General features: G+C 71.1%; 27 protein-coding genes and 1 pseudogene. 7 read left to right on the top strand and 21 right to left on the bottom strand.

Going from position 1 to position 23316, the window contains the following annotated elements; genetic code table 11:
• Positions 1 to 10: 10 nt before the first annotated feature.
• Positions 11 to 658 carry a class I SAM-dependent methyltransferase gene (locus tag ACFT4A_RS27300; RefSeq protein WP_382834720.1) on the bottom strand — a complete coding sequence of 216 codons (648 nt, stop codon included), beginning with the start codon at positions 656 to 658 and terminating at the stop codon, positions 11 to 13.
• Between the two features lie 110 nt (positions 659 to 768).
• On the opposite strand from ACFT4A_RS27300, the gene ACFT4A_RS27295 reads away from it, so the two are divergent.
• The 3 genes from ACFT4A_RS27295 (at position 769) to ACFT4A_RS27285 (ending at position 3139) form a co-directional block, all read left to right on the top strand.
• Complete coding sequence (locus tag ACFT4A_RS27295; protein WP_382834717.1) at positions 769 to 1299, top strand: DUF2269 domain-containing protein; 531 nt, start codon at positions 769 to 771, stop codon at positions 1297 to 1299.
• 69 nt (positions 1300 to 1368) lie between these two features.
• Positions 1369 to 1956: a TetR/AcrR family transcriptional regulator gene (locus tag ACFT4A_RS27290; RefSeq protein WP_376393466.1), complete on the top strand. Its 588-nt coding sequence runs from the start codon at positions 1369 to 1371 to the stop codon at positions 1954 to 1956.
• A gap of 4 nt (positions 1957 to 1960) precedes the next feature.
• Positions 1961 to 3139: a GDSL-type esterase/lipase family protein gene (locus tag ACFT4A_RS27285; RefSeq protein ID WP_382834714.1), complete on the top strand. Its 1179-nt coding sequence runs from the start codon at positions 1961 to 1963 to the stop codon at positions 3137 to 3139.
• 6 nt (positions 3140 to 3145) lie between these two features.
• On the opposite strand, the pseudogene ACFT4A_RS27280 reads toward ACFT4A_RS27285, so the two are convergent.
• The 6 genes and pseudogenes from ACFT4A_RS27280 to ACFT4A_RS27255 all read right to left on the bottom strand — a co-directional run bounded on the left by ACFT4A_RS27280 (position 3146) and on the right by ACFT4A_RS27255 (position 10428).
• Positions 3146 to 3601, bottom strand: a pseudogene (locus ACFT4A_RS27280) (RraA family protein).
• 35 nt (positions 3602 to 3636) lie between these two features.
• Positions 3637 to 5658 (bottom strand): HelD family protein, encoded by a 2022-nt coding sequence (locus tag ACFT4A_RS27275; protein ID WP_382834711.1) that lies wholly within the window; start codon positions 5656 to 5658, stop codon positions 3637 to 3639.
• A 42-nt stretch (positions 5659 to 5700) separates the two neighbouring features.
• Positions 5701 to 6336, bottom strand: coding sequence for a TetR family transcriptional regulator (locus tag ACFT4A_RS27270; RefSeq protein ID WP_382834708.1), 636 nt, complete (start codon positions 6334 to 6336; stop codon positions 5701 to 5703).
• 26 nt (positions 6337 to 6362) lie between these two features.
• On the bottom strand, positions 6363 to 8552 hold the full coding sequence (locus ACFT4A_RS27265; RefSeq protein WP_382834705.1) for a phosphotransferase family protein: 2190 nt from the start codon (positions 8550 to 8552) through the stop codon (positions 6363 to 6365).
• A gap of 254 nt (positions 8553 to 8806) precedes the next feature.
• The gene (locus ACFT4A_RS27260; protein WP_382834702.1) at positions 8807 to 9520 is read right to left on the bottom strand and encodes an HAD family hydrolase; all 714 of its coding nucleotides are present in this window, start codon (positions 9518 to 9520) and stop codon (positions 8807 to 8809) included.
• A 29-nt stretch (positions 9521 to 9549) separates the two neighbouring features.
• Positions 9550 to 10428, bottom strand: coding sequence for a winged helix-turn-helix domain-containing protein (locus tag ACFT4A_RS27255; RefSeq protein ID WP_382834699.1), 879 nt, complete (start codon positions 10426 to 10428; stop codon positions 9550 to 9552).
• Between the two features lie 146 nt (positions 10429 to 10574).
• Between ACFT4A_RS27255 and ACFT4A_RS27250 the strand changes: the two genes are divergently transcribed.
• Positions 10575 to 10763 carry a hypothetical protein gene (locus ACFT4A_RS27250; protein ID WP_382834696.1) on the top strand — a complete coding sequence of 63 codons (189 nt, stop codon included), beginning with the start codon at positions 10575 to 10577 and terminating at the stop codon, positions 10761 to 10763.
• A 36-nt stretch (positions 10764 to 10799) separates the two neighbouring features.
• On the opposite strand, the gene ACFT4A_RS27245 is transcribed toward ACFT4A_RS27250, so the two are convergent.
• From ACFT4A_RS27245 to ACFT4A_RS27235, 3 genes are all read right to left on the bottom strand, one after another.
• The gene (locus ACFT4A_RS27245; RefSeq protein WP_382834694.1) at positions 10800 to 11708 is read right to left on the bottom strand and encodes a FadR/GntR family transcriptional regulator; all 909 of its coding nucleotides are present in this window, start codon (positions 11706 to 11708) and stop codon (positions 10800 to 10802) included.
• A gap of 176 nt (positions 11709 to 11884) precedes the next feature.
• Positions 11885 to 13138, bottom strand: a complete 1254-nt coding sequence (locus tag ACFT4A_RS27240; protein ID WP_382834691.1) for a GNAT family N-acetyltransferase — start codon at positions 13136 to 13138, stop codon at positions 11885 to 11887.
• Positions 13139 to 13214: 76 nt separating this feature from the next.
• A complete protein-coding gene (locus tag ACFT4A_RS27235; protein WP_382834688.1) occupies positions 13215 to 13847 on the bottom strand; it encodes an aerial mycelium formation protein in 633 nt (210 codons plus the stop codon).
• Positions 13848 to 14059: 212 nt separating this feature from the next.
• On the opposite strand from ACFT4A_RS27235, the gene dtd reads away from it, so the two are divergent.
• The gene (gene dtd / locus ACFT4A_RS27230) at positions 14060 to 14485 is read left to right on the top strand and encodes a D-aminoacyl-tRNA deacylase (RefSeq protein WP_030242984.1); all 426 of its coding nucleotides are present in this window, start codon (positions 14060 to 14062) and stop codon (positions 14483 to 14485) included.
• A gap of 61 nt (positions 14486 to 14546) precedes the next feature.
• On the opposite strand, the gene ACFT4A_RS27225 is transcribed toward dtd, so the two are convergent.
• The 3 genes from ACFT4A_RS27225 to ACFT4A_RS27215 are packed head-to-tail and all read right to left on the bottom strand — an operon-like array spanning position 14547 to position 16551.
• Entirely contained in the window at positions 14547 to 15512 is a 966-nt protein-coding gene (locus ACFT4A_RS27225; RefSeq protein ID WP_382834685.1) for a YgfZ/GcvT domain-containing protein, read from the bottom strand.
• Positions 15513 to 15522: 10 nt separating this feature from the next.
• Positions 15523 to 15960, bottom strand: a complete 438-nt coding sequence (locus tag ACFT4A_RS27220; RefSeq protein ID WP_382834682.1) for a Fur family transcriptional regulator — start codon at positions 15958 to 15960, stop codon at positions 15523 to 15525.
• 15 nt (positions 15961 to 15975) lie between these two features.
• On the bottom strand, positions 15976 to 16551 hold the full coding sequence (locus tag ACFT4A_RS27215; protein ID WP_215120572.1) for an FABP family protein: 576 nt from the start codon (positions 16549 to 16551) through the stop codon (positions 15976 to 15978).
• 216 nt (positions 16552 to 16767) lie between these two features.
• Here ACFT4A_RS27215 and ACFT4A_RS27210 point away from each other — a divergent pair, with 216 nt between their 5' ends.
• Positions 16768 to 17130, top strand: a complete 363-nt coding sequence (locus tag ACFT4A_RS27210) for a DsrE family protein (protein WP_382494852.1) — start codon at positions 16768 to 16770, stop codon at positions 17128 to 17130.
• Between the two features lie 21 nt (positions 17131 to 17151).
• Here ACFT4A_RS27210 and ACFT4A_RS27205 read toward each other — a convergent pair whose 3' ends face one another.
• The 8 genes from ACFT4A_RS27205 to ACFT4A_RS27170 all read right to left on the bottom strand — a co-directional run bounded on the left by ACFT4A_RS27205 (position 17152) and on the right by ACFT4A_RS27170 (position 22255).
• A complete protein-coding gene (locus tag ACFT4A_RS27205) occupies positions 17152 to 17409 on the bottom strand; it encodes a DUF3099 domain-containing protein (protein ID WP_382578288.1) in 258 nt (85 codons plus the stop codon).
• A gap of 85 nt (positions 17410 to 17494) precedes the next feature.
• On the bottom strand, positions 17495 to 17782 hold the full coding sequence (locus tag ACFT4A_RS27200; protein WP_003991226.1) for a DUF1416 domain-containing protein: 288 nt from the start codon (positions 17780 to 17782) through the stop codon (positions 17495 to 17497).
• A gap of 41 nt (positions 17783 to 17823) precedes the next feature.
• Entirely contained in the window at positions 17824 to 18669 is an 846-nt protein-coding gene (locus ACFT4A_RS27195) for a sulfurtransferase (protein ID WP_382834679.1), read from the bottom strand.
• A 134-nt stretch (positions 18670 to 18803) separates the two neighbouring features.
• The gene (locus tag ACFT4A_RS27190; RefSeq protein WP_350310325.1) at positions 18804 to 18884 is read right to left on the bottom strand and encodes a putative leader peptide; all 81 of its coding nucleotides are present in this window, start codon (positions 18882 to 18884) and stop codon (positions 18804 to 18806) included.
• A gap of 204 nt (positions 18885 to 19088) precedes the next feature.
• Complete coding sequence (locus tag ACFT4A_RS27185) at positions 19089 to 19826, bottom strand: DUF2993 domain-containing protein (RefSeq protein ID WP_382834676.1); 738 nt, start codon at positions 19824 to 19826, stop codon at positions 19089 to 19091.
• 143 nt (positions 19827 to 19969) lie between these two features.
• Entirely contained in the window at positions 19970 to 21109 is a 1140-nt protein-coding gene (locus tag ACFT4A_RS27180) for a hypothetical protein (protein ID WP_382834673.1), read from the bottom strand.
• A gap of 2 nt (positions 21110 to 21111) precedes the next feature.
• Complete coding sequence (locus ACFT4A_RS27175) at positions 21112 to 21366, bottom strand: MoaD/ThiS family protein (RefSeq protein ID WP_189729493.1); 255 nt, start codon at positions 21364 to 21366, stop codon at positions 21112 to 21114.
• Between the two features lie 37 nt (positions 21367 to 21403).
• Positions 21404 to 22255 carry an alpha/beta hydrolase gene (locus ACFT4A_RS27170; RefSeq protein WP_382834670.1) on the bottom strand — a complete coding sequence of 284 codons (852 nt, stop codon included), beginning with the start codon at positions 22253 to 22255 and terminating at the stop codon, positions 21404 to 21406.
• Between the two features lie 172 nt (positions 22256 to 22427).
• Between ACFT4A_RS27170 and ACFT4A_RS27165 the strand changes: the two genes are divergently transcribed.
• Positions 22428 to 23207, top strand: coding sequence for a response regulator transcription factor (locus ACFT4A_RS27165; protein ID WP_215120564.1), 780 nt, complete (start codon positions 22428 to 22430; stop codon positions 23205 to 23207).
• Positions 23208 to 23316 lie beyond the last annotated feature (109 nt).

Genomic DNA, 23316 nt, shown 5'->3' with positions numbered 1-23316 from the left:
CGGCCCGCGGCTACCGCGGCTTGTACGCCAGGAACGTGCCCGCCTGCCTCTTCGACCCTCCCTCCGGTTCCTGCACCACCCGCGTCATGACCACCAGCCCCGCCTGCCGGAGCAGTTCCGCGATCCGGTCCGGCGGCAGCAGATGCGACTCGTAGGACACCGGATGGTCGCCGTACGCGCGCGTCGGGCGCAGGTGCTCGCCGTTGCCCACATGGCCCGCCAGCATCAGCCGGCCGCCGGGTGCGAGGGTGCGGTGGAACTCGGCGAACACGGTGGGCAGCCACCGCGGCGGGGTGTGGTGGACGGTGTAGTACGCCAGGATGCCGCCGAGTTCGCCGTCGCCGATCTCCAGTGCGGTCATCGAGCCGACGGTGAAACGGAGTTCCGGATACGCCGCCCGGGCCAGTTCGACCATCCTCGGTGACACGTCAACGCCGAACACCGGCACGCCCAGCGCGGCCAGGTGCGCCGTCACCTTGCCCGGGCCGCAGCCCAGGTCGGCGACCGGCCCGAGAGGCCGTGCGAGTTCGGCGAAGGCGGCCAGCATCGCGCGGGACACGGGGTCCAGCTCGGCCGGTTCCTTGACGCGTCGGACGTAGTCGGCGGCGACGGTGTCGTAGGACTCCCGGACGGCGGTGAGGTAGGAGGGCTCGGTCATGCCGCGAAGCTAGACGACGGCACTGACACCCCCCGTACGCCGACGCGAGTACGCCGGTTTACTCCCGCTGAAAGACGACCTCACCCCGCCGCCCCGGCAGCGTGTTCCCCATGAACCCGAAACTCAGCCGCCCCGCCCGCCGGACCGTGCTGGTCGTCCACGTCATCGCCTCCGCGAGCTGGCTCGGGCTCACGCTCGGGCTGCTCGCGCTCGGCATCACCGCGGCCACCACCGGGTCCGCCGTGACCGTCGAGGCATCCGTCCGGGCCATGAAGCTCTTCGCCGACTGGCTGCTGCTCCCCGTCGCGTTCCTCACGCTCCTCAGCGGTCTGGTGCTGTCGCTGGGGACCGCGTGGGGTCTGGCGCGGCACCGGTGGGTCTGGACGAAGTTCTGGCTGACCCTCGCCACGACCACCGCCACGGTGTTCGCCCTGCGCCCCGGGGTGAACTCCGCGGTCACCGCCGTCGCCGCGGGCGGTCCGCTGCCCGACGCCGGGGACGTCCTGATGGGACCGGTCGTCTCGCTGTCCGCCTACGTCTTCATGACGGTGATCTCGGTCCTGAAGCCCTGGGGCCTGACCAGGCGGGGCAGGAGGCTGAGGCTGCGTACGCCCGCCCGGCGCACCCTCCAGGATGCCTAACGCCTAGTGACACTTGCCTAAAAGTATTAGGCAGATGCACAATCCCTTCAGGCAGAAGGGAGGCGCCGTATGGCACGCGTGGGACTCACGCCGGAGCGACTGACCGAGGCAGGCGCGGAACTCGCCGACGAGGTCGGCTTCGACGAGGTGACCGTCTCGGCGCTCGCCCGGCGCTTCGACGTCAAGGTCGCGAGCCTGTACTCGCACGTGAGGAACTCCCAGGACCTCCGGACCAGGATCGCCCTGCTGGCGCTCGCGGACATGGCCGACCGGGCCGCCGACGCCCTGGCCGGAAGGGCCGGCAAGGACGCCCTGGCGGCGCTGGCCGACGTCTACCGCGACTACGCCCGGGAACACCCCGGCCGCTACGCCGCGGCCCAGTTGCGGCTCGACCCGCAGACGGCGGCCGCCAGCGCCGGCGTCCGCCACGCGCAGATGACCCGGGCCCTGCTGCGCGGCTACGACCTGACGGAACCGGACCAGACCCACGCGGTACGGCTGCTGGGCAGCGTCTTCCACGGGTACGTCAGCCTGGAGCTGGGCGGCGGGTTCAGCCACAGCGCCCCCGACACCGACGCCACCTGGGCCCGGATCATCGACGCCCTCGACACGCTGCTGCGCAACTGGCCCGCGCCCCCTACGGATCCCCGAGGCTGACACCATGCACACCGAGCACGACTGGATCACCACTCCGCTCACGGCGGACCTGCTGCGCGGCGCCCTCGACCTGGAGCGCACCGAGCACGGCCTGCTCCCGCACCGGCTGCCCGCCCGGGCCCGCGCCCAGAACACCAACGCCCAGCTCGCCATGGCCGAGGCCCAGCCCTCCGGCGTACGGCTGGCCTTCCGTACCGCCGCGACGGCCGTCGAACTCGACACGCTGCGCACCAAGCGCGACTACGTCGGCCTGCCGTCCCGCCCGGACGGCCTGTACGACCTGGTCGTCGACGGCCGCCCGGCCGGGCAGGCCTCGGGGACCGGCGGCAACGTCCTCACGGTCGACATGGCCACCTGGGAGGGCGAGGTCACGCCGGGCCCGGTGGGCACCGTCCGCTTCACCGGTCTGGCCGCGGGCGAGAAGGACGTCGAGATCTGGCTGCCGCACAACGAGACCACCGAGCTCGTCGCCCTGCGCACCGACGCGCCCGTGGAGCCGCTGCCGGACCGGGGCCGCAGGGTGTGGCTGCACCACGGCAGTTCGATCAGCCACGGTTCCGACGCCGCGAGCCCCACGGCCGTCTGGCCCGCGATCGCCGCGTCCCTGGGCGGTGTGGAACTGGTCAACCTCGGTTTCGGCGGCAGCGCGATGCTCGACCCGTTCACCGCGCGTGCCATGCGGGACACCCCGGCCGACCTGATCAGCGTCAAGGTGGGCATCAACATCGTCAACGGGGACGTGATGCGGCTGCGCGCCTTCGGCCCGGCCGTGCACGGTTTCCTCGACACGATCCGCGACGGGCACCCCGACACCCCGCTGCTGGTCGTCTCCCCCATCCACTGCGCGATCCACGAGGACACCCCCGGCCCCACCGCCCCGGACCTCAGCGAGATCGGCAACGGCCGACTGCTGTTCGCCGCCATGGGCGACCCGGCGGAGAAGGCCACCGGGAAGCTCACGCTCGGCGTCATCCGGGAGGAACTGGCCCGGATCGTGCGGCAACGCGCGGCCGACGACCCGAACCTCCACTACCTCGACGGCCTCGACCTCTACGGCGAGTCCGACGCGGCCGAACTCCCCCTCCCCGACCACGTCCACCCGGACGCCGCGACCCACCGCCGTATCGGCGAACGCTTCGGCGCCCTGGCCTTCACCGAGAAGGGCCCGTTCGCGCAACACTGAGCCCGCTCAGTAGTCTTCGAGGCCCCCGAAGCCCTGCTCCGCCAGGGCTTTGTCGACGCGCGCGGTGGGACGACTCCCAGTCGTCCAGGGTCTCCGCGGCCTCCTTCGCCGGCTTGGCGCGGGTCACGGTGAGCACCTCTTCCCTGCGGGCACCATCAGCCCGTCGAGGACGAACGCGGTGACGCCGCGGCGCTGGGCGACGGCGCAGACGTTGCCACCGGCCGGCGCGTAGTCCAGGTCGCCTGACTCCACGACGACGACCGAGCCGGGCTCGGCCCGGTAGATCGCGGCGTGCGGCATCAGGTTGTCGCCGGGAGGGCACCGCACGGTGAAGGCAGGCCCGGCCACCCGCGGCACCGGCCCCCACAGGGGCCGGATCCCGATGTCCATGACCTGCCCGCGGCCCAGCAGATCGGCCGGCGTGGTGGCGGGGATGTCCGTGAACGCGTCTGTGTCCGCCATGACATGGACCCTGACCACCCCGCACGCGCCCGTGTCTAGAACGGCAGCGGCCTCCCGTGCACCACTTCCAGCCTCGTCACGGCCCGCGTCAGCACCACGTACAACCGGTGGAGCCCCCGTTCCTCCGCCTCGGCGATCGCCGCCGGCTCGACGGCCACGACATGGTCGTACTCGAGTCCCTTGACCACGCTCGCCGGCACCAGGGACACCCGCGCGCCGAGCTCCCCGGGCCCCGCCGCCTCGACACCGGCCGCGTCCAGGGCCGCCCGCACCCGGGCGAGGTCCGCGTCCGTCGCGACGACCCCGACGGATCCCTCCTGCCCCAGCGCGTCCCGTACGGCGTCCACCACCGCCGCCGGCACCCCGCCCGGGTCCGTCTCCCGCATCCGCAACTCCCCGTCCCCGCGCAGCGAACGGGCCTCCGGAACGTCCACGTCCAGCCGCTCCAGCAGCCGGTTGGCGAGGCCTACGACAGCCTGCGGCACACGGAATCCGACGGTCAGCTCGACCACGGCCGCGTCCGGTTTCCCCAGGTGCGCCAGGACCGTCTGCCACGACCGTGCCGCCCACGGCGTCGTCCCCTGCGCCAGATCGCCCAGAACCGTCAGCGAGCCGAAGGGCGCACGGCGGGCGATGGCCCGGCACTCCATCGGGGACAGGTCCTGCGCCTCGTCGACGACGACATGCCCGTACCCCTCCGGGTGCTCGATCAGCCCGGCCACCTCGTCGAGCAGCACCAGATCGGCGGCCGACCAGCGGGCCGACTTCCACGACCGGGGCGGCGTGCGCCACAGCAGCGCCCGCTGTTCGGCGCCGTCCAGCAGACCGTCGGCCGCCCCCGTCAACGCCTCGCGGTCGGTGAGCAGTTCGGCCACGACCTCCTCCGGCCGCACCCGGGGCCAGACGGCGTCGAGGTACGCGGACACCGGCCGGGACCGCTCGACCCGGCGCACCCAGGCGTTCGGCGGCGGACCGGCCCGCCGCTCCACCCGCTCGCGCAGACACCGCACGATCCGCGCCCGCACCCGCTCCCGCCCGACCCCGTACGGCGGCTCCTCCTGCCGTACATCCGCGACGATCCGCGCCAGCTCAGCCTCCGGCACCCGCCAGCGGTACGACCCGTCCGGCACCGCGAGCGAGCCCGCCCCCGCGGTGCGCACGCGCGCGTACAGCGCCCGTCGCAGCACCTCCGCCATCCGGGCGTCGTGCTTGACGACGGCGGCGGACTCGTCGTCGGTACCCCGGACCGGCCACCGGGCGATCTCCTCGGCGAGCGTCGACTGCCGCACCCCCGTCTCGCCGAGGGCGGGCAGCACCTCCGCGATGTACGACAGGAACGTGCGGTTGGGCCCGAGGATCAGCAGACCGCCGCGCCGGATGCGCTGCGGGTGCGTGTAGAGCAGATACGCGGCCCGGTGCAGGCCGACGGCCGTCTTGCCGGTGCCCGGCGCGCCCTGCACGCACACCGACATCGCCAGGTCCCCGCGTACGAGGTCGTCCTGCTCGGGCTGGATGGTCGCGGCGATGTCCCGCATGGGCCCGACGCGAGGCCGTTCGATCTCCCGGGCGACGATCGCGCTGGCCCTGGCCTCCCCCTGCCCCAGGCGCTCGTCCTCCAGGCCCGTGAGATCGCCGGAGTCCCCGCGACTGCCGGCCGCCCACCCGAACCGCCGGCGCACGGCGACGCCCTGCGGATCACGGGCGGAGGACTGATAGAAGGCCCGCGAGACGGGTGCGCGCCAGTCGACGACGAGGGGCGGTTCGGCCGGGTGCTCGGAGATGCGCAGCCGCCCGATGTGCAACCGCCCACCGGCCCCCTCGAACTCCAGCGCCCCGAAGAACAACGGCCCCTCGGGCAGTTCGCGCAAGGCCTTGGCATGGCTGCGCAGCCGGTACCCGAGCACCTCCGCGTCAGCCCCGGACGCCGACACGTCCTCCCCGATGACGACCTGTTCACCGGCTCCCTCGACCATCGCGGCGAGGGCGGCGCGGCAGCGCTCGTGATGGGCGCGTTCCCGGTCGAGTGCGTGCTGAAGGGCAGGTTCGGTCGACGTCATTCCACCGAGCGTACGCCAAAAAATGTAACCGAGTTAAATTTATTACTCACTCTCACCGTGAAGCCTTGAACGGCCGACGGGTGGCAGCCCGGCGGCCAGCCACCCGAACGCCCGCTCCGCCGCCGCCACCGCATCCCCCCGCACGTCCGCCACCCGCTCCCCCGCCGCGATCCGCCGCCAGTTCTCCAGCGCGAGCACCCGCAGTACGGCCATGAGCTGCCCGGCCGCCAGCCGCGCGTCCAGATCACCCCCGAGCACCTCGGCGAGCGCGGCCTCCGACCGCTCCTGGTGCGTGTGCGCACGGGCGACCAGGGAGGGCGTCCCGTAGAGCAGGGCATGGAAGGCGAGCACCTGAGGATGGTCGTTGAGCCCGGTCACGGGGTCACTCCGCTCCAGCCCCTCCAGAAAGTGCCGCCGCAACGCCTCCACCGGCGCCCCCTCCGCCCCGGCCACCACCCGCGCGGCCTCCCCCTCGTGGTCGGCGATCCGGTACAGCACCAGATCCTCCTTGGCCGGGAAGTACCGGAACAACGTCGGCTTGGAGATCTCGGCCGCCGCCGCCACCTCGGCGACCGACACCGCGTCGAACCCCTTCTCCAGGAAGAGCCGCACCGCGACGTCCGACACGACCTGGTACATCCGCCGCTTCTTGCGCTCACGCAGCCCGGTCTCGCTCATGGGGCGAGCCTACGCAGGGGCCGTGGCTACGCCAGGGCGCGGGCGAGGTACGGGTTCACCGTGGACCTGACCGGGAGGCCGAGCGAGCCCGTGGCGACCGCCAGCGTCACCGCGTAGGAGTCCACCGCGCGCCGCACGTTCGGGGCGTCCAGGCTGGCGCCGGTCACGATGCGGTCCAGATCGACGTACGCGGACCGCACGATCTCCAGCGAGCGGTACACCCGCCAGTCCTTGCGCCAGTCGCGGGTGTACTCGGCGGGCAGCCGCCGCTCCCAGCGGCGGAACATCCGGTCCCGGATCTCCGGCCGGGTCGGCGTGAGGTGCATGTGCCGGACGAGGTCGTAGAGGGGGTCGCCGACCACGGCCATCTCCCAGTCGATGATGGTCAGCGCCAAGCGGTCGTCACGCCGGACGAGGTTCCAGGGGTTCAGGTCCCCGTGCAGCAGGGCGGGCTCCCGCCGGCTCACCTCGTGCCGGGAGAGGATCAGCCGCAACCGGTCCGCGTCGGGCAGCCCGAGATGCCGGGCCAGCTGCTGCGACTCCTTCGGCAGATCCCGTACGAGGGAGACGAGCTGGTCCCGCAGCCACCGGTGGAAGGCACCCTCACCGGCGGTCGGATCGATCTGCTTGTACCGCACCCGCGTCAGGGCGTCCAGCTGGTCCACCAGGCCGTCCGCCTCGTGCGGCAGCAGTCCGTGGACGGGGTGGTCGGGGGGCCGGTCGGCGTCACGCGGTCCGACGTAGGTGTGGACGGCGATGGTGCCGCTCTGGAAGGTCTCGCCCAGCGCGAGCACCCTCGGCGCCGCCACCTCGGTGGACCAGTCCTCGATCGCGCGCAGCACGGTGTGCTCGCTGAGGAAGCCACGTTCCCTGCGGCACACGTCGGGCAGCTTCCGCCGTACGACCACGGGGGATTCGAGGCCCGGCACCGACACCACCGTGTTCAGGTGCGCGGTCCCCTTGAAGACCCTGCCCGCGGGGGCGGCCCCCTCTGCCAGCAACGCCTCCCGGACCACCGCGGACGAGAAGTCGGGGCGCTCCGGAACACGCCGGTCGGGCCGCCACTCGAAGGCCTTCGCGATCCAGGCCCGGCCGCTGATGTCCGTGTTCCCGCGCGACACCAGCCAGCGGAAGAGGACCCGCCTGATCTCGCCCTCACGCGGCACGCTCCCGAGCCGCAGCGGCTCAGCCGCCGTGTCGAGGGCCCGTCGCACCCGGGCCGTCGCCTCGTCCAGGCTCGTCGGCGTGAACGATTCCTCGAGGGACCGGGCGGCCCGCATCACGTCGGGGAACACCGATTGGGCCCGCTCGAACGCCAGGTAGTGCCGCAGGTCCTTGGCCAGTCCGTTGACGGCGGCCGGCCGGACCTCCTGCATGGCCTCGGCCCACGCGTCGACCACCCCGGCCCACTGATGGGCCGGGTACCGCATGCGGACGAGGTGCGTGGCCAGGTCGTGCAGCGGGTCGCCGTAGGTCGCCAGCTCCCAGTCGACACAGATGAGGGGCGGGTCCCCCTCGTAGGACACGATCACGTTGTCCCGGTGCAGATCGGTGTGGAGCAGGCTGTACGGCCGCCGGGCCATGGCGGGGACCCGCCCGGCCAGTCCGGTGAGAGCGTCCTCCGGGATGCCCAGCGCCGCGAACAGCCCGCCGAAGGCCGCCGCGTTGGGCCGCCTGATCTGCCGGTCGGCCAGCCGGGCCAGCGTCTGGAGGAAGCCCTGGCTGTCCATGTCGTTGCGGGGCCAGGCGGACGGCAGGGCGGGCAGTGCCCCGCGCCGTACCTGGGCCAGTCGGGCGAGCAGACCGGCCAGCGCCTCGACGATCAGGGTGTCGACGGGTTTGCCGTTGTCGCAGACGCTGGAGAGAGGTACGCCCTCCACAAAGCTGTGGATCGCGAAATCGCTCCGCTCGACCAGGCATTCCGGCGCATGCGGCAGGATCCCCCGGACGGCCTTGAGGATCTCCGCCTCGTTCTCCCAGGTCCGGATGACCACGGGCAGCGCGTCCGGCCGCCGGACACGCACGGTCACGGACGTCCCCGCCTCACGTCCGACCAGCGGGGCCAGGCCCTCCGTCAACGGCAGGACGAAATTCCGGTGGTGATGGCCGCCGCTCGCCTGGCCCAGCTCGGCGGCCAGCCTGGCGAAGGCCCGGTACGCGGCGTCGTGCGAGGCGCGCTCCCCGAGGAAGGGACGGGGAAGAGGAGGTGCGCCCACTGGCCGCTCCGGAAGTACGAGAAGGGGAGGACGGTATGGCAAACCGTAGGTTCGCGGCCGGTGCCGCGCATGGCAGGTGAGCCATTACGGGTGGTTTGCCACCCATCTGCATGAGACGGCGTGAACTCGTTCTATGGTGGCTGGTTGCCCTGGGGATACGAACGAGGACAGGCGTTTGACTCAATCGGTGCGCGGTGCGCGAATGCTACACCCGGCCGCCCCTTGAGCCCCTCGCGCCGCGACCGGCTCGCGTCTCACGCGCGCAGCAGCGCCAGCAGCGGTTCCAGGGACGTCAGGACCGCGTCGGCCCCGGCCGCCCTCAGGATCTTGGCCTTGCGTTCGTTGCTCGCGTAGCCCAGGAACGGCACCCCGGCCCGTGCCGCCGCCTCGTGGTCGGAGGGCGCGTCGCCGATCATCAGGGCGTCGGACGGCGCCGCGCCCATCGCGCTCAGGGCCCGGTTGAGGCAGTGCGGGTCCGGCTTCAGATGGTGGAGTTCCTGGGTGCGGCCGTAGATGTGGGGGTGGAAGCAGGGGACGAGGCCGCGGCTCGTGAGGTATTCGCCCACCACGAGCGGGGAGTTGTTGGTGGCGATCGCCAGACGGGCCCCCACCGCGGTCCAGGTACGGATCAGCGGGTCCGCGTACGCGGTCGGCATCGCCGAAGCCGCGGCCAGCCGCTCCTCCTGGGTGAGCCGTGCCTCCAGATCGGCGACGAGATCGCTGCCGGGGTGCCGGCGGTCCACGGCGCGCAGCACCACTTGCGGGTCCAGGGACTCTCGCTCGCTCTCCGTCAGCAGCCCGTGCAGCCCCCGGCCCTCCAGCCAGGAGACCAGGTCCCTCGCCACCCGTTCCGCCGAGTGGTTGGCGAACAGGCGGCAGATGGGCCCGTCGAAGTCCCACAGCACGACGCGGGCGCGTCTGATCAGATTCCGGAGTTCGTGCGGATCGCTTTCCGTCTGGACTGTCACCGCACCAGTCTGCGCCGTATCAGAAGTCACTAGGAGAGTGTCAGGTCCGTCGTGATGGTTTCCCAGAGGGCGTCGAACCACTTCTGGGATTCCTGGACGAACGCCGCGTCCCGCTGGCCGGCTCGTTTCAGGAAGGAGAAGAGGAGGGACTGGGAGCCGAGGACGTCGTACATGTCCAGGGTCTTGCTGCCCCACTCCTCCTCGCGCCTGGTCAGCATGTAGTAGCCCATCAGCGCCTCCTCCTGGTTGAGGAGGTACAGCTTCACCGGCGGGGTGAAGGGCAGCGCCCGGAACGTGACATGGACATCGATGCCATGGGTGGAGCGCAGGGCGAGGAAGTTGTGCTGGAGCACCTGCCCCTGCGCATTGCGCATGGCCAGCCAGCGCTGGTGGACCGGGTTGTCGTCGCCGTGGGCCTCCACCGGGACGGGGAAGGCCAGCTCGATGTCCCGGGACGGGACGAGGATGCGGACGTCGATCGACTCGGGGTGGATTCGGCCCTCGTGGATCAGGCGGAGGGGTTCGCCGATGGCGACCATCAGGGTCTCCGCGGTGTGGCAGACCACGTCCACGCGGACGCGGCGTGCGGAGAACGCCTCCGTGAGGCGGGGCGCCAGAGCGACCATCGTCGGCTGGGGCTCGCCCCGGGCCGGAGCGGGCGCGGCGATCCGCGGGGGGCTGCCCTTGCTGACGTTGGTGAGGAGACCGTCCTCCTGGAGGGCGCGCAGGGCCTGGCGGACGGCGCCGCGTTCCACGCCGAACTCCTCCGCGAGGTCGGCCTGGGTGGGCAGGCGGTCCCCGGGCCTGAGCTCACCCGTGCGGATGCGTTCCCGCAGGCTGTCGGCGATCTCCTGGGGCGAGAACCTTCTGCTGCCGTTCACTGCCACGTTCTCCTGGGTCACGACCAAACGCTACAACTTTGATCCATCTGGCGGGAGTTGTTTGAAAGTTGTTTATGAGTAGGGGCCAAGTGGGGACAACTTAATCAGAGTTGGTTGCCAACTCCCTTGAGTTGGCGGAAGTTTTGCTTCCGGACTTCCGAAGGGGGAAACCAATGCCCGCCCTCACTCTCCTCGCCGCCATCGCAGTCGTCGCCTTCGAGCAGTTCGTCCAGTGGAAGTACGGTCCGGTCGGCATCGTCGGCCTGCTGCTCCTCACCGTGGGGCTCAAGTCCAACAACTCGGCGGTCAGCTCCACCGGAGCCGTCGTGCTCGCCCTGCTGGTGCTGCGGACCACCCTGTGAGTCACCGCGCCACACCGGAACACCCCGTGGGAGACATCAGCTCGTGAGCACCAGCTCCGAACTGATCGTCTCCCACAGTGCGTTGAACCACAGGTGCGACTGCTCGACGAAGGTCGTGTCGCGCAGGCCGGGGCCCTGCCGGAAGGAGAACAGCATCGACTGGGTGCCCCGCGCGTCGTACATCTCCCTCTGCTCATGGTCGATCTCGGCCTCCCGGCGCGTCAGCGTGTAGTACGCGAACAGCGCCTCCGAGCCGTTGAGCAGGTACAGCTTCACCGGCGGGGTGAAGGGCAGCGCCCGGAACGTGACGTGCACATCGATGCCGTGCGTGGCGCGCAGGGCGAGCAGATTGTGCTGGAGGACCTGCCCCTGGGCGTTGCGCATCGCCAGCCACCGCTCGTGCACCCAGTCGTCGCCGCGCCCCCCGACCGGCACCGGGAAGGCGAGGTCGATGTGCCGGCTGGGCAGCAGGACCCGGACGTCGACCTTGGCCGGTTTCAGCCGTCCCGCGTGGATCTGCCGCAGGGGTTCGCCGATCGCCAGCGTGAGGGAGACGGAGGTCAGGCACACGGCGTCGATCTCGACGTGCTCCGCCGCGAACGCCGTCGCGATCCGGGGCGCCAGGCCCACGGTCGTGGGCACGGGCGGGGCCTGCGGGCCGGTCAGCGCCCTGGCGAGGTCGGAGGCGACGGTCGCCGGGCTGCCCTTGGACACGTTGGTGAGCAGCTGCTCGGACTGCAGGATGCGCAGCGCCTGGCGCACGGCACCGCGCTCGACGCCGAACTCGTCGGCGAGCTGCGCCTGCGTCGGCATGCGCTCACCGGACCGCAGCGCTCCTGACCTGATCCGGGCGCGCAGTTCGTCGGCCACCTCTTGATGTGTTTTCTGTGGCCGTTGCGACCTCTTCCGCCCATTGGCGGAGGTGTGTTCCGGGTCCACAACCAAACAGTACAACTTCCCGCCATCTTCCGGCAGTTCAGTGCAGGGTGGTTATGAGACGCTTCCAAGCGGCTATAAGTACAGTGAAGTTGGTCGCCAACTTTGCCATCCACCTTCCACCGACGGGCCTCCCTTCCGGAGGGGAGCCGGGAGCCCGGTCGGTGTGTACAGAAGGGAGCGGCTCAGAACATGTCCGGGCACCAAGGCCGCCTGGACGTACGCAGCAGGGCGTCGGCCTTCCGGGCGGCGCCCGCTCGTTCTTCCCGCACCCGCCCCAGCGCCGCCAGCCGCACCGCCGACTCGTCCCCCAGCCACAGCGCACCCAACTCGCCGATCTCCACAGCGAGTTCCGCGCTCTCGGTGGTCGGCTCGCAGGACGCCCCCGCGGCGGATGCCTCCAGCCGGTACCGCCCGCCGGTCAGACCGTCCACACCGGCGACCTCCAGCACCAGCGTCCCCTCCCCCTCGTACGTCCGCGCCTCCAGCGCCCGTACGACGTCCAGGATCCGCACCCACAGGAAGTCCGCCTGCGAGGTGATCCTGGCCGCCCGCGGATCCGGCAGGAAGTGCGGGAGCAGGTCGTCGGGCGCCCGCCAGCCGCTCTTCACCTTCACGACCCAGTCGATGGAGCAGAGGTACTGCCACAGGGCCCGCTCCGCGGCCGGCGTCACCCCGATCAGCCATTGCACGGTCGCCGTGTTCAACGGCTGCTTGGCCTCGCCCCAGTGGTCGTCGACCTCGTAGGCGGCCATGCCCTCGACCTCGCCGGACGCCGAGCGGTACACGGCGAAGAAGGGCATCTTCCAGGCCGGGTCGAACGTCACGACGCCGGTGTTCAGCTTCCACCACAGCTCGTCGCGGTCGATGACGCCGGGCTGGGTGCGGCGCAGCCGCTCGTGCAGTTCGGGGCCGAGCTTGCGGACGTCGTCGCCGTCCACCAGGTCGATCCGCCCGCCGTCCGCCGGGCCCGCCCAGCGGGCGTCGAGGCCGGTGCGCGGCACATCGACCGTCCACTCGGACATCCAGGTCGCGGGCCCGAAGCCGTAGCGGCCGTAGATCGGGTACTCGGCTGCGATCAGCGTCGCGACGACGTCCCCGCGGTCCTTCGCGGCCGCCAGGTCCCGCGCCATCATCCGGCTGAGCAGCCCGCGGCGGCGGTGGGTGGGGGTGACGGTGACCCCCGTGACGGCGTCGGCCGGCACGCTCGCCCCGCCCACGGCCGTGAGCTGCTGCTCGAACGACCGGAACGTCGCCACACACCGGCCGCCGTCGAATGCGCCGAGGAAGCGCCCCGGGACGAACTTCTGGCGACGGCCCTCGATCTCCTCGGCGGAGACGACCGGCCCCCGCAGGAAGCCGGTGTGCACGGCACGCAGCCATTCGGCGTGTTCGGCTTCGGCGATGGGGCGTATGTCGATGTCGGCGTCGCGGGTCATGGCCTCACGCTAGGCGGAGGGCCGGTCGGTGTCGCGCGGATTTCCGTGCGCCGGCCCTCCCCTGTCCGGCAGCGGCTCAGACCAGCAGGTCGTCGACCTGCGCCTCCCCTTCGCGGTAGCGGCGGGCGATCTCCGCGCTGCACTCGTCGGCCGTGCGCTGGAGCCGCTGGCGGCGTCGGGAGACCTGCTGCTCGTAGCGCACGAGCCGGCCCGTCGCCGTGTTCAGCTCCAGGTCCGTGCGCGCGTCCAGGTCGGACAGCTGGACCTCGCCGAGCATCTCCGCGGCCAGCCGCCGGGACTCCTCGCCCTGCGGGGTGCCCAGGGTCACGTGACGGGCGGAGGAGCGGTGCCGGGCCGGGGCGTCCCGCAGGATCTCCGCCAGCCGCTCGACGACGGACGTCTCCGCGGGTACGGCGACGGCGGCCGCTTCCGCCGGTGTGCGCCGTGCCAGCTCCGCGCGCAGGATGTCGATCCGCCCCTGCAGCAGCCGCCGTACATAGCTGAGATCGGCCTCGTCGCGCTGGGCCTCGCGGCGCAGGGTGCGCAGCTCGGGCAGGCTCAGCGCGGTCTGATCGGACTCGGGAGCGTCCGAGGGCAGCTGCGGGCTGTCCGTGCGCTGTGTGGGCGGCCGGTGGTACTCCGTCGCCCCGATCCCCGTGTACGTCGACCAGACAGCCCCCGACTGCTGCCCGGTGCTTGATGTGCTCATGTGCCTCAACCGTCCCCTCGACCGGTGTGTGCATGCATCGTGCCACCCCAAGTGGCCGCTATGGGAACGAGTGCCCCCGATAGACCCCAGATGGGCGGTTAAGCAGCAAAATACGGCCGAGCAGGGCCCGTTGGCGTCTTGCGCAAACCACCCGTTCGTGCCATGCGCACACCACCCGCGGCGTGACGTTCACCGCCCTGCATGATGGACGTATGCGAGCAGTGGTGCAGAGGGTGGACGGCGCGAGCGTCGTCGTGGACGGCGAGACCGTGGGCGCGATCGAGGGCGAGGGGCTGTGCGTCCTGGTCGGCGTCACCCACGAGGACACCAAGGAGAAGGCGGCCCAGCTGGCCCGCAAGCTGTGGTCGATCCGCATGCTGCACGACGAGAAGTCGTGCAGCGACATCGACGCCCCGCTCCTGGTGATCAGCCAGTTCACCCTCTACGGAGACGCCCGCAAGGGCCGCCGCCCCACCTGGAACGCCGCCGCCCCCGGCGATGTGGCCGAGCCGCTGGTCGACGAGGTGGTGGCCCAGCTGCGCTCGCTCGGCGCGACGGTGGCCACGGGCCGCTTCGGGGCGGCGATGCGCGTATCACTGACGAACGACGGCCCGTTCACCGTGCAGATCGAAATCTGACCCGAAAGGTCTACAAGTCGTACGGCGCGACGACGACTTACGGCGCGAAGACCTTCAAGACCTACGGCTCGACGACGACTTCCTGGGCCGCGGCCGTGTCCCCGGCCACCAGCCGGGCGTCGACGCCCACGTTCCGCTTCACCAGCGCGAGGGCGACCGGCCCCAGCTCGTGGTGGCGTGCGGAGGTCGTGATGAAGCCGATCTTCCGGCCGTCGGGGCCGTCGTCCGCGAGCCGGACCTCGGTGCCGGCCACCGGCAGATGGACCTCGCTGCCGTCCAGGTGCAGGAAGACCAGCCGGCGCGGCGGCTTGCCCAGGTTCTGCACACGGGCGACCGTCTCCTGCCCCCGGTAGCAGCCCTTCTGCAGGTGCACCGCCGAGCCGATCCAGCCCAGCTCGTGCGGGATGGTCCGGTGGTCGGTCTCGAAACCGAGCCGGGGCCGGTGCTGCTCCACGCGCAGCGCCTCGTAGGCCAGGATCCCGGCCGGCGGCCCGGCCTGCCCGGCGAACGCCTCCAGGTCGGCGCGCGGCAGGAACAGGTCCCGGCCGTGCGGCGTCTCCCGTACGGCGACGCCCTGCGGCACCTCGGCGATGGAGCCGGCCGGGAGGTGGACCACGGCGGTGTCGGCGGTGCGGTCGGCGACCTCGACCTTGTAGAAGAACTTCATCGACTCCAGGTACGCGATCAGCGCGTCCTGGGTGCCCGGCTCGACATGGGCCCAGACCGTCTCGCCGTCGTCGACGAGATACAGGGCGTGCTCGATGTGGCCGTTCGCGGAGAGGATCAGCGCCTCGGTGGCCCGGCCCGCGGGGAGCTCGCTCATGTGCTGGGTGAGCAGCAGGTGCAGCCACGCCAGCCGGTCCTCGCCGGTGACGGCGACGACCCCCCGGTGCGAGAGGTCCACGAATCCGGTGCCGTCGGCGAGGGCACGCTGCTCGCGGAACAGATCGCCGTAGTGGGCGGCGACGCCTTCGTCCACGCCCTCGGCGGGGACGGCGCCGGGCAGGGTCAGCAGGGGGCTCTTCATATACGTAAGCCTACGACTCGGTAGTTGAAGCCTTCAGCGTGCAGTCCTGACACCGGCCGAAGATCGCGAAGTGCTTCATGTCGGTGTCGAAGCCGAAGGTCTGCCGCAGCTTGTCGGTGAACTCGGCGGCCACGGAGACGTCCGCCTCGATGACGTTCTGGCAGTCACGGCAGACCAGGTGGAGGTGGTGGTGCCGGTCCGCGAGGTGGTACGTCGGCGCCCCGTGTCCCAGATGGGCGTGGCTGACCAGCCCGAGCTCCTCCAGGAGCTCCAGGGTCCGGTAGACGGTGGAGACGTTGACCCCCGACGCCGTTTTCCTCACTTCCACGAGGATGTCGTCGGGGGTCGCGTGCTCCAGAGTGTCCACGGCTTCGAGCACGAGTTGCCGCTGCGGGGTCAGCCGGTAGCCGCGCTGCCGCAGATCGCTCTTCCAGTCGGTGCTCACCACACCTCGAGTCTAGAACTACTTGAAGAAGGCGATGCCGTCGTCCGGCATGTCGTCGGGCAGGGCCTTGGCCCAGCGCTCGACCTCTTCCGGGGTGACGACCTTCTTCAGATGGGCGGACATGTAGGGGCGCAGCTCGACCTCGGGGGTCTGCTTCTCGCCGACCCACATCAGATCGCTCTTGACGTAGCCGTAGAGCCGCTTGCCACCGGTGTAGGGCTGGGAGGCGGCCGTGCGGGCGACGGCGTCGGTGACGAGGTCGATCTGGGGCTTCTGGTCGGCCAGCTCGCCGTACCAGATCTCGATGACGCCGTCGTCGCGGGTCATCGTCACCTCGACCTTGCGGTTCGGGTCGATGCGCCAGAAGCCGTGCTCGGACTCCAGGGGACGGACCTTGTTGCCGTCGTTGTCCAGCACCCAGGAGTGGGAGTGGTACTCCAGGAAGTCCCGGCCGTCGTGGGTGAAGGTGACCTCCTGCCCGAAGTTGCACTTCTCGGAGCCGGGGAAGTCGTGCACACCGGCACCCGCCCAGTTGCCGAGCAGGAAGGCGAGCGGGACGAGGTCCTTGTGAAGGTCGGACGGGATCTCGATCATGGGAACTTCCTAGACGGGGGTCAGCGCTGGCCCTGGTACAGCTTCTTCACGGTCAGTCCGGCGAAGGCGAGGACGCCGACGGCGACCAGGACCAACAGGATTTCGAAGAAAAGCTCCACGGGGTGCTCCTTGAGCGGGGTGCGAATGGGTGCACAGGGCCGAGGCCAGCTTACGCGGGCGCCTTCGGCACTTCGATTCCGGACTACGCTTCCGGCTATGGCGAAGAAGCTGGTGATCAAGGTGACGGCGGGGGCCGACGCCCCCGAGCGGTGCTCACAGGCGTTCACGGTGGCGGCGGTCGCCGTGGCCAGCGGCGTCGAGGTCTCCCTGTGGCTGACCGGTGAGTCCGCCTGGTTCGCCCTGCCCGGCCGGGCCGCCGACTTCGACCTCCCGCACGCGGCACCCCTGCCCGACCTGCTCGATTCGATCCTGGCGGCCGGCCGCGTCACGCTGTGCACGCAGTGCGCGGCCCGTCGCGAGATCACGGAGAAGGACGTCATCGAGGGGGTCCGCATCGCGGGCGCGCAGGTCTTCGTCCAGGAGGCCATGGCGGACGAGACGCAGGCGCTCGTGTACTGATCCACGCGGGCCCGGGGGCTGCTACCGGCGTTTCTTGCCGTCCAGCTCGTCCCACCACTCGTCGGACTGGGGGTCCCCGGACGGGTCGTCCCACCAGCGGTCGTCGGGGCCCCGGCGGTTCGCGACCATCGCGGCGACGGGCGGGATGACCATGGCCACGACGCACATGCCGACGGCCACGGGAATCGACCAGAGGCGTACGACGCCCCAGGCCAGGACGAAGAGGGCGATGCAGCCGCCCATCATCGCGAAGTACGTGCGCCGGCGTCGTGCGTACATATGTCCAGCGTAGATCCGGGCAGCCCGAAGGGCCGCACCCCAGGCGTCCAACCCGGGGGGTGCGGCCCTTGAGAACCGGTCGCCGTCAGACGGCGATCGCGACCTCCGCCAGTCCGCCCTGCTGGGCGACGACCGTGCGGTCGGCGGTGGCGCCGGGCACGAGGGCACGAACGGTCCAGGTGCCCTCGGCCGCGTAGAAACGGAACTGTCCGGTCGCCGAGGTCGGCACCTCGGCCGTGAACTCGCCGGTCGAGTCCAGCAGACGGACGTAGCCCACCACGGGCTCGCCGTCCTTGGTCACCTGACCCTGGATCGTGGTCTCACCGGGCTTGATCGTCGAGGCGTCGGGGCCGCCGGCCTTCGCACCACACATGTCGTACTCCTGAAGAGGTCTGGAAAGGTCGGTCCGGTTCTTTACTTGTTGGCGCCGAGCTCGATCGGCACGCCCACCAGGGAGCCGTACTCGGTCCAGGAGCCGTCGTAGTTCTTGACGTTCTCCACACCGAGCAGCTCGTGCAGCACGAACCAGGTCAGCGCGGAGCGCTCACCGATGCGGCAGTAGGCGATGGTGTCCTTGGCCAGGTCGACGCTCTCCTCGGCGTAGAGCTCCTTGAGCTCGTCGTCCGACTTGAAGGTGCCGTCGTCGTTGGCGTTCTTGGACCACGGGATGTTCCGGGCGCTCGGCACGTGGCCGGGACGCTGGGACTGCTCCTGCGGCAGGTGGGCCGGGGCGAGCAGCTTGCCGGAGAACTCGTCGGGCGAACGCACGTCGACCAGGTTCTGCGAACCGATGGCCGCCACGACGTCGTCGCGGAAGGCGCGGATGGACGTGTTCTGGGCCTTGGCCTTGTAGTCCGTCTTCGGACGCTCCGGCACCTCGTCGCCGGCGACGAGCTCGCGGGCGTCGAGCTCCCACTTCTTGCGGCCGCCGTCGAGGAGCTTGACGTTGTCGTGGCCGTACAGCTTGAAGTACCAGTACGCGTACGAGGCGAACCAGTTGTTGTTGCCGCCGTACAGGACCACCGTGTGGTCGTTGCCGATGCCCTTCTCCGACAGGAGCTTCTCGAAGCCCTCCTGCGTCACGAAGTCACGGCGGACCGGGTCCTGGAGGTCCTTGGTCCAGTCGATGCGGATCGCGTTCTTGATGTGGTTCTTGTCGTACGCGGACGTGTCCTCGTCGACCTCCACGATCGCGAGGCTCGGGTTGTCCAGGTTCTCCTGAAGCCAGTCGGCGTCGACCAGGACGTCGCTGCGGCTCATGCTCTTTCTCCTCCGGGGCAGTTACGGCGGGGCGTGCGAGGTATGCGGGCGCGCGCCCTGACGAGGGCGGCGCACGGGTGCCCTTGCTGCAGGGCGGCGGGGATGCGCGCGTCGGAACGGGCCGACGCGGTCGCTCAGAAGGTGCGACAGAGCATGGCGGCGACGCGGCACAGGTCTACTGCCCGCCGCTTCGTGAGATCCGCCTGTCGCTTCATGCTGTCGATCGTAGGGACGGCAGGGTGCGCGTGTCACCGGCGTGTCGCATAGTGAGACGCGAAGATCCGCCATATGGGATCAGCGGCCTGTCCGTGCGTCCCCCGCACGGGTTCCGGCCGCCTGTATTCGCCATCACATCTACGCTACGGACTCCGCCGTCTCGCCTACCGGACAGCCCTGGTCGGTGCCGCCTCGCGGCTTCCCTACCCGGCGAGTCGGACGTTGGAACCCTTCACGGTGATCTCCACGCCGTTCGGCGCCGCCTGGACCTTGTCCAGCTGGATGCCGCCGGGCAGGCCGTCGATCTTCTGCTGGAAGTCGGTGATGGCCCGGACGCGGGACTCGGCGATGTCGACGCCGCCGAACTTGGGCAGGCCGTCGGCCTTCACCCGCACCTCGCCGTCGACCACCGTCACCGAGCTGAGCACGGAGACCGGCTCGGGCAGCTTGGTGCCGAGGACGGTGGCCTCGACGGTGACCTTGATCTTGCCGTTGCCGCCGTCGGAGAGGCCGACGACGTTGGCGGTGACGCCCGGGGCGACCTGGGTCGGTTCGGACTTCGCCGTCTTCAGCAGTTCGTCGTAGGCGATGGTCGCGGTGCCGGTGGCGCTGGTGGCCGTGGCGGAGCTGTAGTCGCCGGAGAACTCGACGCCCTGCATGTCGGCCTTGAGGTCGTCGATCCGGATCTTCTGGGCGCCGTTGCCCGCGGCGGCCTCGTAGTCCTGGATGCCGACCTCGATGTCGTCCAGGGAACCGCCGGCGACCTGGGTGAGGAAGGGGAAGCCCTTGATGGAGACGTCGGGGGTCGCCGAGAGGTTCTCCGTCGTCTTCAGCCGGTCGGCGGCCTCGTCCTCGGCGAAGTTCACCGCGACGCGGTCGGCGATCACGAAGAGCCCGCCCAGGATCACGACGACGATCAGCAGTATTCGCAGTGCGCGCATACGGTGTTTCCCCCACCTCGGCGGTTGGACGGCGGTCCGGTCCCTGACGACCGGGTGGCCGTCCAAGCGTGAGGGTAACTCCGCAGGATGTGAGCGCCCGGGATTTGTCGATCATCTGTGACAGGCACTCAGGGAACTGCGCGTCAGGCCAGGGCCCGCCCCAGCACGTACACCGCAGGGGCGGCGGCCGACAGGGGCAGGGCCACTCCCGCGGTGAAGTGGACGAAGCGGGACGGGTAGTCGTAGCTGGCGACCCGGTGGCCGATCAGGGCGCAGGCGCCCGCGCCCGCTCCCAGCAGGGCGCCCGGCGTGCCGAGGCCCGTCATCGCGCCGGTCGCGACGCCCGCGCCCGCCGCCGCGAGCAGGGCCACCACCACGGACGCCGGGGTCGGCAGCGGCAGGGCGCGGGCCAGGACCGCGACGGCCACCGCGACCGCACCGACCGTCACCGCGTCCGCGTCGGCCGCGAGATAGCCGCCCGCGACGATCGCCAGCGCCGCCGCCGCGACCGTCGCCATCAGGCCGTACATCCGCTCGTCGGGGTCGGCGTGCGAGCGCAGTTGCATGACGAGGGAGAGCAGCACCCAAACCCCGAGCGTGCCGAGGATCGCCGACGGCGAGCGGTCCGACACCAGCAGCGCCGCGTCCGCGGCCAGCGCCCCGGCGAAGCCCAGCGCGATGCCCTGCCGGGCCGGCCACATGCCGTTCAGCCGGAACCAGCCGGCGGCGGTGACGGCCTGGAGGGCGACGAGCGGCACCAGGAGCGCGTACGTGCCGACGGCCGCGGCGCCCGCCAGCAGCAGCCCGAGCAGTGCCGTCAGCGCGGCCGGCTGCATCCCCGGCTCGATGATCGGCGACCGCCCCTCCGCCCGCGCCCGCTGAGCGTCCGTGACGCGGGTGTTCCCAGCGACGGTGGCGGGTCCGTACCCGGAATCGGGAGCGGGAGCCTCCGGGGCCGCCGCCTCGGGGGCGGGCGCCGCGTACGCCTGCGGGGGCAGATACGCCGTCTCCTCCGCCGCCGCCGTCACCGGCTGGTGCGTCTGGGTCTCCCAGGTCTGCCCCTGCCACTGCTGCGTGTACTGCGGGTTCTGCGGCTGCTGGGGGTACTGCTGGTGCTGCTGGTGCTGCTGGTGCTGCTGGTGCTGCTGGTGCTGCTGGTGCTGGGGGTACTGCTGGGCGGCGTACGGATCGTCGTACGGCTGCTGCTGCCCGGGCCACGCCTGCGGCTGCTGCGGCTGCGGCTGCCCGTAGGGGTCGTAGCCCTCGTGCGGCTGGTTGCTCATCGTCATCCTCCTGCGAACGGCGGGAGCACCTCGACCGTGCCGCCGTCGGCCAGCCGTACCGTCTCATGTCCGCGGGTGCCCACGGGGTCACCGTCGACGAGGAACGAGCATCGCCGCAGGACACGCTCGAGTTCGCCGGGGTGTCGCCCGCGCACCCCGTCGAGCGCCTCGGCGAGCGTGACCGCCTCGTACGGCTCCTCGGCCACCCCGGCCGCGGCCTTGGCGGCGGCCCAGTAGCGCACCGTGACCTTTGGCATCTGCTTCCTCAATCGCTCGTCGGTGAACTCCGTCAGGCTAGCCCGCCCGGCCGACGGCCCAGTCCCCGATGCGCGCCAGCAACGCCTCGCTCACCGCGTGCTCGGCATGCCCCATGTCCGGCTCCAGCCACAGTTCACCCTGGTCACCGGCGGCCGCGGCCAGCATGCGGGGGTGATCGAGGGGGAAGTAGCCGTCGGCGTCGCCGTGCACGATCAGCAGGGGCGTGGGCGCGATCCTCGCCGCCGCCTCCACCGGGGAGAGGGGGACCGGGTCCCAGTCCCGGTGGTGGATGCGCGTTCCGAAGCCGTACCGGCTCACCACCCGCCCCTCGGGCCGCGTCACCAGCCAGTGCAGCCGGCGCATGGGCGCCGTACCTCGGTAGTACCAGCGCGCGGGCGCGCTGACGGACACCACGGCGTCCGTGCCCGCCTCGTACAGCGCCGCGTGCCGCAGCACCACCGACCCGCCCATCGAGAACCCCACCGTCACCACGCGCGCGTGCCCGAGTTCCCGGGCCCACTTCACGGCCACCGCCAGGTCGAGCACCTCCCGGTCCCCGACCGTGGACCGCCCGCCGGACGCCCCGTGGCCCCGGAAGGAGAAGGAGACGACGGCCCCGTGCCGGGCGAACGCCTCTGCCACCCGCCGCACGTGCGGCCGGTCCACGGCACCGGTGAAGCCGTGGGCCACGACGAACACGGGATGAGCGGAAGGCGTCCCGGAGGCGTCGTATACGGCGGTACCCGGGTCGTATACGGCATCGATCGTCACGCCGTCGTCAGTGCGCAGAAAAGTGCGCGTCGGAGTCCGCACGGGCGTTCTGACGTCCGTCTCGGAGTTCGGACGTTCGGTGGAACGCGCCACATGACCTGCCCGACCAGAGCTCATGTGGGCTATTCTGCTGGGCAGAGGACTCGGGCAGCGTTGCCCCCGGGTCCTTTTGTGCTTTCGGAAGCGTTGTATACGAAGCGGGAAACCGCAGGTGTACGGGCCTTCGGGATCGCAGAGCGGTGCTGTTGCCAACAAACGTCCTCGCAGGGACCGAGGAGGAACCAGACGTATGAGTTCTCTGCTGCTCCTGACCAACGCCCTCCAGCCGTCGACGGAGGTGCTCCCCGCTCTCGGCCTGCTCCTGCACAACGTGCGAGTGGCTCCCGCGGAGGGCCCCGCCCTCGTCGACACCCCGGGTGCCGATGTCATCCTCGTCGACGGCCGGCGCGATCTGCCACAGGTCCGCAGCCTGTGCCAGCTGCTCCGGTCGACCGGCCCGGGCTGTCCACTGATCCTCGTCGTCACCGAGGGCGGTCTCGCCGCCGTCACCGCCGACTGGGGCATCGACGACGTCCTGCTCGACACCGCCGGCCCGGCGGAGGTCGAGGCACGGCTGCGGCTGTCCATGGGACGGCAGCAGATCGTCAGCGACGACTCCCCCATGGAGATCCGCAACGGCGACCTGTCGGTCGACGAGGCCACGTACTCCGCCAAGCTCAAGGGCCGCGTCCTCGACCTCACCTTCAAGGAGTTCGAGCTCCTGAAGTACCTCGCGCAGCACCCGGGCCGCGTCTTCACCCGCGCCCAGCTGCTGCAGGAGGTGTGGGGCTACGACTACTTCGGCGGTACGCGCACGGTCGACGTGCACGTACGGCGGCTGCGCGCCAAGCTCGGGCCGGAGCACGAGTCGCTGATCGGCACCGTCCGGAACGTCGGTTATCGATTCGTTACGCCGGAGAAGGTGGAGCGCGCCGCCGAGGAGGCGAAGGCGAAAGCGGCCAAGGCAAAGCAGGACAGTGCGGACAAGTCGGCCGCCCTGGAAGCCGCCGAGGCACGCGCCAAGGCGTAAAGAGGCGTATTGCGGTGCCCGCCTGGGCATCGCTTTCCGCGGAGTCCGCGAACAGCTACCGAACGGTAGTCGGGATATCGCACGGAAGCCCCCTTACGCCCTGCCCAGA

This window comes from Streptomyces sp. NPDC057099 (genome assembly GCF_042671245.1).
Lineage (GTDB): Bacteria > Actinomycetota > Actinomycetes > Streptomycetales > Streptomycetaceae > Streptomyces > Streptomyces purpurascens.
This window is presented reverse-complemented; position numbering and strand designations above follow the sequence as displayed.

Bases quoted from the DNA above. Each gene is read 5' to 3' on its own strand.
- ACFT4A_RS27300 (WP_382834720.1), bottom strand. From the start codon at position 658: ATGACCGAGCCCTCCTACCTCACCGCCGTCCGGGAGTCCTACGACACC.
- ACFT4A_RS27295 (WP_382834717.1), top strand. From the start codon at position 769: ATGAACCCGAAACTCAGCCGCCCCGCCCGCCGGACCGTGCTGGTCGTC.
- ACFT4A_RS27290 (WP_376393466.1), top strand. From the start codon at position 1,369: ATGGCACGCGTGGGACTCACGCCGGAGCGACTGACCGAGGCAGGCGCG.
- ACFT4A_RS27285 (WP_382834714.1), top strand. From the start codon at position 1,961: ATGCACACCGAGCACGACTGGATCACCACTCCGCTCACGGCGGACCTG.
- ACFT4A_RS27275 (WP_382834711.1), bottom strand. From the start codon at position 5,658: ATGACGTCGACCGAACCTGCCCTTCAGCACGCACTCGACCGGGAACGC.
- ACFT4A_RS27270 (WP_382834708.1), bottom strand. From the start codon at position 6,336: ATGAGCGAGACCGGGCTGCGTGAGCGCAAGAAGCGGCGGATGTACCAG.
- ACFT4A_RS27250 (WP_382834696.1), top strand. From the start codon at position 10,575: ATGCCCGCCCTCACTCTCCTCGCCGCCATCGCAGTCGTCGCCTTCGAG.
- ACFT4A_RS27240 (WP_382834691.1), bottom strand. From the start codon at position 13,138: ATGACCCGCGACGCCGACATCGACATACGCCCCATCGCCGAAGCCGAA.
- ACFT4A_RS27235 (WP_382834688.1), bottom strand. From the start codon at position 13,847: ATGAGCACATCAAGCACCGGGCAGCAGTCGGGGGCTGTCTGGTCGACG.
- dtd (WP_030242984.1), top strand. From the start codon at position 14,060: ATGCGAGCAGTGGTGCAGAGGGTGGACGGCGCGAGCGTCGTCGTGGAC.
- ACFT4A_RS27225 (WP_382834685.1), bottom strand. From the start codon at position 15,512: ATGAAGAGCCCCCTGCTGACCCTGCCCGGCGCCGTCCCCGCCGAGGGC.
- ACFT4A_RS27215 (WP_215120572.1), bottom strand. From the start codon at position 16,551: ATGATCGAGATCCCGTCCGACCTTCACAAGGACCTCGTCCCGCTCGCC.
- ACFT4A_RS27210 (WP_382494852.1), top strand. From the start codon at position 16,768: ATGGCGAAGAAGCTGGTGATCAAGGTGACGGCGGGGGCCGACGCCCCC.
- ACFT4A_RS27205 (WP_382578288.1), bottom strand. From the start codon at position 17,409: ATGTACGCACGACGCCGGCGCACGTACTTCGCGATGATGGGCGGCTGC.
- ACFT4A_RS27200 (WP_003991226.1), bottom strand. From the start codon at position 17,782: ATGTGTGGTGCGAAGGCCGGCGGCCCCGACGCCTCGACGATCAAGCCC.
- ACFT4A_RS27195 (WP_382834679.1), bottom strand. From the start codon at position 18,669: ATGAGCCGCAGCGACGTCCTGGTCGACGCCGACTGGCTTCAGGAGAAC.
- ACFT4A_RS27190 (WP_350310325.1), bottom strand. From the start codon at position 18,884: ATGAAGCGACAGGCGGATCTCACGAAGCGGCGGGCAGTAGACCTGTGC.
- ACFT4A_RS27185 (WP_382834676.1), bottom strand. From the start codon at position 19,826: ATGCGCGCACTGCGAATACTGCTGATCGTCGTCGTGATCCTGGGCGGG.
- ACFT4A_RS27180 (WP_382834673.1), bottom strand. From the start codon at position 21,109: ATGAGCAACCAGCCGCACGAGGGCTACGACCCCTACGGGCAGCCGCAG.
- ACFT4A_RS27175 (WP_189729493.1), bottom strand. From the start codon at position 21,366: ATGCCAAAGGTCACGGTGCGCTACTGGGCCGCCGCCAAGGCCGCGGCC.
- ACFT4A_RS27170 (WP_382834670.1), bottom strand. From the start codon at position 22,255: ATGAGCTCTGGTCGGGCAGGTCATGTGGCGCGTTCCACCGAACGTCCG.
- ACFT4A_RS27165 (WP_215120564.1), top strand. From the start codon at position 22,428: ATGAGTTCTCTGCTGCTCCTGACCAACGCCCTCCAGCCGTCGACGGAG.